Origin of the sequence: Streptomyces cupreus (genome assembly GCF_014257025.1) — a bacterium.
GTDB classification, from domain to species: Bacteria; Actinomycetota; Actinomycetes; order Streptomycetales; family Streptomycetaceae; genus Streptomyces; species Streptomyces cupreus.
Map to the genome: position 1 here is coordinate 1 of NZ_JACMSF010000116.1, position 10,892 is coordinate 10,892.

Annotated in this window: 4 protein-coding genes; all 4 read left to right on the top strand. The window is 66.4% G+C overall.

All coding sequences use genetic code 11. The features are described 5' to 3' along the window. Nucleotides 1-160: 160 nt before the first annotated feature. Nucleotides 161-1,528, top strand: a complete 1,368-nt coding sequence (locus H4N64_RS43015) for a hypothetical protein (protein WP_186288070.1) — start codon at nt 161-163, stop codon at nt 1,526-1,528. Further along, a complete protein-coding gene (locus H4N64_RS43020) occupies nt 1,525-2,358 on the top strand; it encodes a DUF1932 domain-containing protein (RefSeq protein WP_186288071.1) in 834 nt (277 codons plus the stop codon). The genes H4N64_RS43015 and H4N64_RS43020 overlap by 4 nt, the downstream gene beginning before the upstream one ends. A gap of 675 nt (nt 2,359-3,033) precedes the next feature. Continuing rightward, entirely contained in the window at nt 3,034-6,588 is a 3,555-nt protein-coding gene (locus H4N64_RS43025) for a LamG-like jellyroll fold domain-containing protein (RefSeq protein WP_260860374.1), read from the top strand. A gap of 102 nt (nt 6,589-6,690) precedes the next feature. Next, nucleotides 6,691-10,892: RHS repeat domain-containing protein (locus tag H4N64_RS43030; protein ID WP_472910314.1), on the top strand; the 4,202-nt coding region annotated here is incomplete at its 3' end.

Genomic DNA, 10,892 nt, shown 5'->3' on the forward strand with positions numbered 1-10,892 from the left:
CTCACGAGTGCCTCAACGATGTCGTCATGCGTCGTCTTGCGTCATATCGCTGTCTTCTCGTTCGCGGGCCGGGACTTCTGGGCAAGTGCCCTGTCGTTGCACGGCTGTTGATGCCTAGCGTGAACGGCAGACGAAGGCACGAACCTCCCAAGGAGCGGGCATGGAACCGGAACCGCCTCTCTTCCAGGTCCTGGTCAACCAGAACGGCTGGCAGGAATACGAGGTGTTCAAGAGGCGGTACCGGCAAGCAGCCCAGGAGTTGGCAGACCTGGAGGGCCCGCCGACTCTCGCGACGGCCCCGCCGCCAGAGAGGCGACAGTTCGTCAGGTGGGTCCACGGCGAGGTGAAGACGACGCCGCGCACTGAAGCCCGTCGCATCCTGCACTTCATGTTCCCGGGAGTCCCCATTGGCCGTCTGTTCGCTGCAGCCTCAGAGGCCGACCGTTCCTCCGGCGTTCACGGCCCGGCAGAATGCGCCCAGGAAGGTCAGCTCGACTACGGTGCTGGGGATGTGGTGATGGCAGCCGCCAACGAGTCAGCGCGATTCGCTGCCAGGGCAGAAAGCAGCAACGTTGGTCCTCACACGATGGAACAACTGGAAGCCGACATCCGGCGAATCGTTACCAATTACCCAAATCACCCTGTCGGTCCCCTGTTCCGCGAAGTGCGTGCTCTTCGTGACCGAGCCTTCGACTTCCTTGAGGGGCGCCAGCCTCCTCAGTACACCCGAGACCTCTACGTAGCAGCGGGTGTGCTGTGCGGTGTGCTGGCCAACGCCAGCTTCGACCTTGGACGGTACGAAGCAGCAGAGACTCAGGCCCGTACCGCATTCATGTGCGGCGAACTCGCCGGCCACGACGGCCTGCGGGCGTGGGTGCGAGGGCTCCAAGCCCTGATCGCCTACTGGGACGGCCGTCCCCATGACGCCGTACGTCTCGCTGACGCCGGAAGCGCGTTCACGCCCGAGCACGGTACGGCCCACATCCGGTTGACCAGCATCAAGGCACGCGCCTACGGCCAGCTTCAGCAGGCGGGTGACGCCATCGCCGCCCTGCACACCGCGGACAGCATGCGTGATCGGATGGCCATCGGGGACGATCTTCCCGGTGGGATGATGGCCTTCCCCCAGGAGAAACAGCTTTTCTACGCCAGCAGCACCCACCTGTGGCTCGGCGGTAGTCAGCACCTCAGCAACGCGGAAGCGCGGGCCGAGGAAGCTGTGGGCATGTTCGAGGCCGCACCTCCGGAGAGTCGTCGTCTGGGAGAGATGTCACTGGCGCGCATGGACCTGGCGATGGCCCGCCTGAACCGCGGGGATCTTGATGGCGCAGCTCTCCAGGTCTACGACGTGCTCGGCGTAAACGCGCGTCGCCGCACGGAAAGCGTCCGAAAGCGCGTTGGGCAGTTCGGCCGCCACCTTGCGCTGCACCCCGCAGGCACCGCGCCGACCGCCATTGCCATACGTGAGGCTATCGTCGCGCACCAGGAACAGACTCCGGCCGAGCTTCCCCCTGGAGGAACACAGTGACCACGGTGACCGTCCTGCACCCCGGCTCAATGGGGGCGGCCGTGGCCGCACAGGCCGTCGGAGCTCGCCGCGTGCTGTGGGTCTCCGGTGACCGAAGCCGGGCGACGGCCAAGCGCGCCAAGGAGGCGGACCTGACTGCGACCGCGTCCCTCGAAGAAGCCCTCGATGCCAGCGATGCCGTTCTGTCCATCTGTCCGCCGCACGCCGCGGAGGACGTGGCGGCCGAGGTCGCCAGACACGCGTTCAACGGCCTGTACGTCGACGCCAACGCGATCAGCCCACAGCGCATGGAGCGGATCGCGAGCGAAATCCGCCCTGCCCCCGTCGTACTCGACGGGGCGATCTTCGGTCCTCCACCCAGGGCAGGTCGGTCGTGTCGACTGTACGTCGCCGGTGACGAGGAAGCCGCAGAACTCATGCGCACCCTGTTCAAGGAATCCGCAGTGGAAGTGCGCAGTGCAGGCCGACACGTTGGCTCTGCTTCAGCCCTCAAGGCATCTTTCGCGGGCTTCCAGAAGGCCGCCCGCACCCTGGCCGGCGTCTCGCACGCCCTCGCTGATGCCCACGGTGTCGCCGACCTGCTCACGGAGGAGGCGCGGAGGATGCCGTCGCAGATCCTCTCGGATCCGGAGTACCTGCCCAGCGTGGCCGCACGCGCATGGCGATGGGGCCCCGAGATGCAGGAGGTCGCTGACACGCTCAGGGAGGCAGGGCTCCCGAGCGAGATGGCCGAGGCAGCAGCCTCGGTGATGGCGCACTGGGAAAAGGACAAGGACCAGTACGAGCTGCCTCTCGCCGAGGTTCTCGCGCATCTACGGCAGGGCTCCTGATCCCAAGAGGAGAGGACTTCACCCGGGTGAATCGTCTCCCCACTACCCCTGAAACGGAGCTGTTGCTCGATCGCGCCCCGTTGCTTTCCTCGGAGTCACCCATCCATCAGCTATCCGACTTCGCTCTGTTGCAGACGCGGCACAAAACCTGGCCGTTCGAAATAGGGAGGGTTGGTGAGAGTGTGTCGTTGTGTGCTGATAGCGGTCCAAAACCCAGCTTTGCGTGGCACCTCCCGCCCTGCATGCCTGCTCCAGGCTGCCGCCCGAGACAACGGTACTCGTCGGTCATCGGATGGAACGCAACACCCCCGACCTACCCGACAGAACCTCACCCCCTACCACGAACTCCGTTCGAACCGCGATCGACGCGATCAGGTGCGGCGACTCAATGGCAGACGGTATGTGTTTGCTGTGCGGAAGATGAGAAATGGTTGTATAGAAGTTGTGCGAGATGACTCACACTCATCCTCGCGTCACCGTTCGTGGCGACAACCGACAGCATGGGTAGATTTCCGCTCCTTGATCGCTTCCTTATTCGATCTTTAACCTGCCGTGACATTTAGGTTGCAGGCGGTAGGGGTTGTGGTTATGGGAGTTGGGCAGCATCGACGCCGGAGGCGTCGGCCCGCCTCAAGTGCGATCGGCGCCGCGTTGTCAGCGGCGGTACTCGGCAGTTTGCTGGGCGGCGCCCCGGCGAGCGCGGTCGAGAGCGACGGTGGCGTAGAGACCAGCGTTGGCGAGGCTTCTGCGCTGCCGGCGGATGAGGCGTCAAAGGGCAAGGCATTCTGGGAGGATGACGGCCCTCCGGCCGCGTCCGCAGAACTGAAGGCCTCTCGCAAGGCGGTGGAGACCAAGCAGCGGGTAGAGGTGCAGGGCCTGACGTCGGAGACGAATCAGGTCTTTGCGAACCCGGATGGCACGTTCACCGCGGAGTCCTCCGCGGGGGTGGAGCGCGTTCGCAAGGGCGACGTGTGGGCGCCTGTGGATACCACGCTGGTGCGGCAGTCCGATGGCACCCTGGCGCCGAGGGCCGCGCATGATGTGGCGCTGTCCGGTGGCGGCCAGGATGATCCGCTGGTGCGGTTCGAGCGTGATGGCCGCGCCTATGAGGTGTTCTCGCCGTGGCCCCTGCCGGAGCCGATGTTGGACGGTTCGCACGCTGTGTACAAGGCGGTGCGTCCCGATGTGGACCTGGTGGTGCAGGTGCTGCCGGACGGCTTCACCCAGAACCTGGTGGTGCACACGCCCGAGGCCGCAGCCGCCCTGGGCACCATTAACTACCCGGTCAAGACCGAGGGTTTGCAGGTACGCACCGAGGACAGTGTCACCGCGCTGGTCGACGACGGTGGACGGCCGGCCTTCATCAGCGGCGCCCCGCTGATGTGGGACTCCGGCCCCTCCGCCACAGTTACGTCGAACACCACCACAAGCCGTACGGCTGCGGCGAGTTCGGCCGACGCAGCCGAGGCTGTTGACCCAGTGGATGCGGTCACCCCTCACGCGCAGGCACGCACCGCGTTGGCGAACGCGTCCCTGGCAGCCGACAAGCTGACCCTTGTACCAGATCAGGAGTTCCTGACTGACCCGGACATCTCGTACCCGATTGTGATCGACCCCCCGACCGTGTCCGCCAAGCTGGTCGGCTGGACATCACTGTGGTCGAACTCGCCCGGCACCTCGTTCTGGAACACCAGCCACGCGCTCGGTGTGGGCTACGACGCGTACGTGGACAACAAGAAGGTCCGCTCGCTGTTCCAGTTCGACACCCGGGCGGTCGCGGGCAAGAAGATCCTCAATGCGGACTTCTCGGCGTATGAGATCTGGTCGGCGAACTGCACGAAGAAGGACATCGAGCTGTGGCGCACGTCCACCATCAGCTCAGCGCGGACGTGGTCGAGCCCGCCGTCGTGGAAGTCGCGGGTGGACACCGTGAGCGCGGCCAAGGGCTACTCCGCCAGTTGCCCGGACGGCTCCGTGGAGTTCGATGCCACGGCGGCCGTGGCGTACACGGCCAAGGCCAAGGACACCACGACCACGCTGGGACTGCGCGCGGACGAGACCGATCCGATCGCGTGGAAGCAGTTCATGTCGCCCAAGGATGACCGCATCACGGCGGAGCGCAAGCCGAAGTTGTCGATCACCTACGTCAGCGTTCCGAACACCGCGCCGTCGAATGTGAAACTCTCGGATCCGAAGACCGCGTGCTCGGCCTCCACCTCCCCGGCCTACATCCGGGACACCACGCCGACGATGACCGCGACGCCGACCTCGGCGGATGGCTCGAACGCAGTCCTGCGGCCGAACTACGAGCTGTACACCGAGGGCAGCTCGGATATCAGGACAGCCTCACCGAGTGCATGGACGGCGAGCGGCACTGCGAACCCCTACACCATCACTTCGGCGCTGGTGGACGGGACGACGTACCACTTCCGGGCCCGTACACAGTACAAGTACACCTACAACGGCACGACCGGCTATGTGTATGGGCCCTGGTCGGCCTCCTGCTACTTCAGGGTCGACAACAATGGTCCGCTCCAGCCGACGGTGACATCCGTGGGCGACGTGTACCCAGAGTGCGCGGGGGAGACCTGCGCCAGCTCGCCGGAGACCGGCAGCGTCGGAATGACGGGCCAGTTCAAGATCACAGCCGGGTCTTCGGACGTGCGCCGGTATGTCAGCTCGCTGAACGGCTTCAAGGTCGATGACAAGACCTACTCCGTGAACACCACCAGCCACACCGTCAGCATCACGCCGAACGAGCGCATGTCGAACCTGCTTCGGGTGGAGACGTATGACGCGGCCGGCAACCGGGGCACAACCAAGGACTACCTGTTCAACGTGGCCAAGCCCTCGGCGCCGATCGGCACCTGGAAGCTGGACGAGAACACCGGCACCACCGCAGCCAACTCCCAGGGCACCAGTTACCCGCTCACCTTGAACACGGCATCCTGGGCGGCCAAGGGCCGCAACCAGGCCGCATGGAAGGGCACGGGCAGCAGCTACGCGGCCACCACCGGCCCAGTGGTGAACACCAGCGGCAGCTTTGCAATCTCCGCCTGGGCCAAGCTGGACCGCACCGACGTGATCAGCACGGTTGCCAACCAGAACGGCACCAACGTCGGCGCCTTCCAGCTGTATTACTCCGCCTCCTACGGCACGTGGGTGTTCAACCGATACGACCAGGACGTAGCCGCCGGAGCCACCATCGTGCGGGCGATTGGCACGACGCCGCCCGTGGTAGGTGCCTGGACGCACCTGCTGGGCGTATACGACCGGCAGGAACAGGAACTGCGCCTGTATGTCAACGGCCGCCTCGAGGCCACCACCGCCTACACCACGCCGTGGGCGGCGAACGGGCCCTTCGAGATCGGCCGGATGAAGGTATCGGCCGGCCCGTCGTCCTACTTCAACGGTGAACTGGACCAGGTCCAGGCCTACAACCGGGTGGTGTTCCCGGACGAGCTGGCGCCGCTGGTGAACCTGGAGGATCCCGCGACCGGGCAGCCGAGGGCGGAACTGCTGGCCCACTGGCAGATGGACGAGACCTCCGGTACCAGCTCCGCCGATGCCACGGGGCGCGGCAACACCCTCACCCTGCAGCCCGGCGCCGCGTTCACCACGACCGCGGACTACGGGCACGGCAATGTCGTTGAACTCGACGAGCCCTCCGGAGGCCACCTGACCGCCGCGGTCCCGGTGGACGAGTCCGGCAGCTTCACCGTCGCCGGATGGGTCAACCTCGCAGCCCAAAGCCGCCTGGAAGACACCACACGGGCCCACTCGCCCACTGTCTTCGCCCACCCGGGTCAGCAGCGCAACTCGTTCCGCTTGTGGTACCGGCAGGAGATCGGCCAAGCGGTGGGTGACTGGAACTTCGGCGCTTGGGAAACGGACGTCGCAGGCGCTCCCGGCGCATTCCAGACTTCCGACGAGGTCAACCCGCCCAGCGGCTGGATCCACGTTGTCGGCGTCTACGACTCCGCCAACCGATCGGCCAAGCTCTATGTCACCGGCGAGCGGCAGGGCGCCGAGGAGGGCGTTCTGGTCGAGGAGATGTTCCAGCCCACCGGGCCGCTGATGATGGGCCGCTCCCGACGCCACGACACCGGCACCCTCGGCAACCCGCTCCCAGGCCAGCTCGACGAGATGCGCGTCTACGCCGGCGTGCTGTCCGAACAGGAGATCAGCGAGCTGTCGAAGGTTGACGAACCGCCTGTCGACATCGGCTGACCTCGCTCCGCCGCACCTGTCTGGGACGCAGCCACGATTCCCGCGGTGTGCCGGGCCAACCGTCCGGCACACCGCTTCATTTCGAGATCAAAGGAACCCACTGTGACAAGGCGCAGATTCGTGCTGCCCTCATGGTCCTGGCATCGGGCAGGAAGACGCCGACTGACGGCGGTCAGCCTGCCCCTGGCCGCAGCCGTCACGGCCACACTCCTCGGCGCGGCTCCCCCCGAGGCCGCCACCCGTGACCACACCCAGCTGCCCAAACCGGAGTACGGCAAGGCCACGGCCTTCCAGGCCAAGACCAAGAAGATCAAGGACCCGACGGCATCGGCCGCTGCCAAGACACGCAAGATAGCCGCAGCCAAACCGGCATGGCCCACGCCCGGCTCCGCAACCGTGCACATCCCGTCAGCCCTCGGCAAGAAGGCAAAGGCTGACGGCCTGCCCGTCACGCTGGGAGCCCCGGCCAAGCCAAAGTCCAAGGCCAAGGCGGCGAAGGTTCCAAACGCCCCCGGCCGGGCCAAAGTCACCGTCCTGGACCGCAAACTGGCCAAGAAGCTGGGCGTCGAGGGCCTGGTGCTGTCTGTGCAACGGGCGGACGGTGACACCAGCGCCTCCGCCATGTCACTCAGCATCGACTACAGCCGCTTCGCCCACGCCTACGGCGGCGCCTGGGCCTCCCGCCTGCGCGCCGTCCAGTTGCCCGCCTGTGCGCTGACCACCCCGCACAAGAGGCAGTGCCGCACCACCACGGTGCTGCCGACCAGCAACGACGCCGAGAACAGCACTCTCACCACGCAGATCGCCACCCGGCGGGCCGCCAGCACCACGGCCACCACCACCATGGTGGCGCTTTCCGCCGGTGCTTCCTCCGATCAGGGCAGCTACCAGGCCACCCCGTTGTCGGCGTCGTCGACCTGGGCGGGCGGCGGCTCCAACGGGGACTTCACATGGTCCTACGGCATGGACGCGGTACCAGCCCCTGCCGGCACAACCCCCGAGGTGACGCTCGGCTACTCGGCTCAGAGCATCGACGGCCGTACCTCGTCGACGTCCGCTCAGCCGTCTTGGGCGGGCGAGGGCTTCGACGTGCCGACGTCATACATCGAGCGCTCCTACGCCTCCTGCGACGACGACGGCCAGGACGGCAAGGGCGACCTGTGCTGGAAGGAGGACAACGCCTCTGTCGTCCTCAACGGAAAGTCCAGCCCGCTGATCAAGGACGCCAATGGCTGGCACCTGAAGAACGACGACGGGGAGAGGGTCACCCGCGCTACGGGCGCCGTCAACGGTGACGACGGCGACACTGGTGACCAGGGCGAGTACTGGACCATCACCGCCACCGACGGCACCCAGTACGTGTTCGGCAAGAACCGCCTGCCCGGCTGGTCCGACAACGGCACCGCCGCCGACGACCCCGTCACCAACTCCACCTGGTGGGTCCCCGTCTTCGGCGACGACGCCGGCGAACCCGGCTACTCCAGCGGCACGACCTTCGCCGACCGCGCCAAGCGCCAGGCCTGGCGCTGGAACCTGGACTACGTTGTCGACCCGCACGGCAACGTCACGAGCTACTGGTACACCAAAGAGGGCAACTACTACGCCAAGAACGCCTCTACCGGCAACGGCACGTACTACGACCGCAGCGGCTACCTCAAGCGCATCGACTACGGCCAGCGTTCCGACACCATCTTCAGCAAGCCCGCCGCCGCCCGTGTGAGGTTCACCGTGGGTGAGCGCTGCATCCCCGTCTCCGGCGGCGAGACCTGCGCCTCCCTCACGGAGACGAACAAGGCCGCCTGGCCGGACGTGCCGTTCGACCAGATCTGCGCCGCCAGCACGGTGTGCACCGACCGCAACGCGCCGTCCTTCTTCACCCGTAAGCGGCTGATCGACGTCACCACGCAGGTCTACAAGGGGACCGGTACCGGGGCGGACACCGACTACCGCGACGTCAACGCCTGGCACCTGTCGCACTCCTTCCCCGACCCAGGCGACGGCTCCGCCCCGGGACTGTGGCTGAAGTCCATCCAGCACACCGGCAAGTCCGGCACCGACCCCATCGCTCTCCCAGCTGTGACCTTCTCCGGGATCCAATTGCACAACCGCGTCGACAAGACCGGTGACGACGTCGTGCCCTACATCAAGTGGCGCGTCCGCACCGTCAAGTCCGAGACCGGCTCGGTACTGACCGTCAACTACTCGGACCCCGAGTGCCTGGCGGACACCAACGTGCCCACCGCACTCGACAAGAACAGCAAGCGCTGCTACCCGGTGAAGTGGATCCCGCCAACCAACCCCACCGGTGGGGAAGACCCACAACCACGCACCGACTTTTTCCACAAGTACGTCGTCACCCAGGTCACGGAGTCTGACCCGACAGGCGGCGCACCGCTGAAGGAGACCAACTACAGCTACACCGGTGGCGGTGCCTGGGCCTACGACGACCAGTCGCCCATCACACCGGCCAAATACCGTACGTGGGGCATCTGGCGCGGCTACAACACGGTCACGACCACCGTTGGCGCGGCCGCCGGTACCCGCTCGAAGACCACCGCGCTGTACTACCGCGGCATGCACGGCGACAAGCAGTCCGACGGCACCACCCGCAGCGAGACGATCACCGACTCCCAGGGCGTGGCCAAGACTGACTCCGAGCAGTACGCCGGCCAACTCCGCGAGCAGATCACTTACAACGGCACCTCCGGCCAGGAAGTCTCCGCCAAGGTTGTCACCCCCTGGTCGCAGCAGACCTCCAGCGACAGCCACTCCTACGGCACCGTCCGCGGCTACATGGTCCGCCCCGGCACGGAGGTCACCCGCACCCGCCTGAGCAGCGGCAGCACGATGACGGCGACCTCGACCACCACCTACGACCCGAAAAGCGGCCTGCCGCTAACCGCGGAGACCGACGCCGGCGGCTCCAAGGACTGCACCCGCACCTGGTATGCCACCAACGAAACAGAGTGGATGCTTTCCTACCCCCGGCGGGTGGAAAAGGTCTCGGCCAGCTGCGCGGTGACCACCCCTAACCGGACCAACGATCCCGAGACCACCGACCTGATCTCCGACAGACGCCTCTCCTACGACGGCCAGGCCTACGCAGCCGCCCCGACCAAGGGCGACGCAACCCGCACCGAGCGCCTGACCGGCTACAACACGGACGGATCCGGCCACTACCAGACCGTCACCACGGCCGCCTACGACACACTCGGCCGACCCACGGCGACCTGGAACACCAAGGGCACCCGAACCAAGCACATCGCCTACACCCCGGCTACCGGTGGACCCATCACCCAGACCGTGACCACCAACGCCGCCGGTCACGCAGCCACCGTCGAGCATGCCCCGGACTGGGGAGTCGACCTTGCCCGGACGGATGCCAACGGCAACCGGACCGAACTCGCCTACGATGCCCTCGGTCGTCTCACCGACGTCTGGCTGGCCGACCGTGATCGTGCAGCCGGACACGCTCCCAGCCAGAAGTACGAATACAAGGTGCAGTCCGGCGCCGCCTCCTGGGTGGCGACCAAGTCCCTGAACAACGACGCCACGACCTACCTCACCCAGTACGCCATCTACGACGCGTTGCTGCGCCCGCGACAGGTCCAAGTGCCAGCCGCAACGGGAATCGGCCGGGTGATCTCCGAAACCAAATACGACACCCGCGGCCTCGCAGTCGAAACCGCCGCGCAGTACATCGACACCACAGCACCCAGCGGAGCGCTCGCCACCCTGACCACGGCCGCGCCCGCAGGCACCGAAACCACCTTTGACGGTGCAGGCCGCCCCACGGTCCAGAAGACCCTGGTCAACGGCCAGGAGCATTCCCGCACGACCACCACCTACGAGGGCAACGCAACCACCGTCCTCCCGCCGGACGGCGCCCCTGCTATTCGCGAGGAAGTCGACGCCCGCGGTCGACTGACCGAGAAGCGGGAGTACAACGGCAACACCGTCACCGCCGACTACACCGGCTTCACCTATACCTACGATCACGCCGACCGCCTCAAGCAAGTCAAGGACAGCGACGGCAACACCTGGTCCCACGGCTATGACCTCCTCGGCCGTCAGACCAGCGCCTCGGACCCTGACGCGGGAACCTCAACCACCGAGTACGACGACCTCGACCAGCTCGTCGCCGCAACTGACGCCCGCAACAAGACCATCGGCTACACGTACGACAACCTCGGCCGGCAGACCGCCCGCGTCGACGGCCCTGTGCCCCTTGTCGGCGGAGTACCCACCCCCGACGACGCGAAGATCCTGGCCCGCTGGTCCTACGACACCATCGCCAAGGGCCA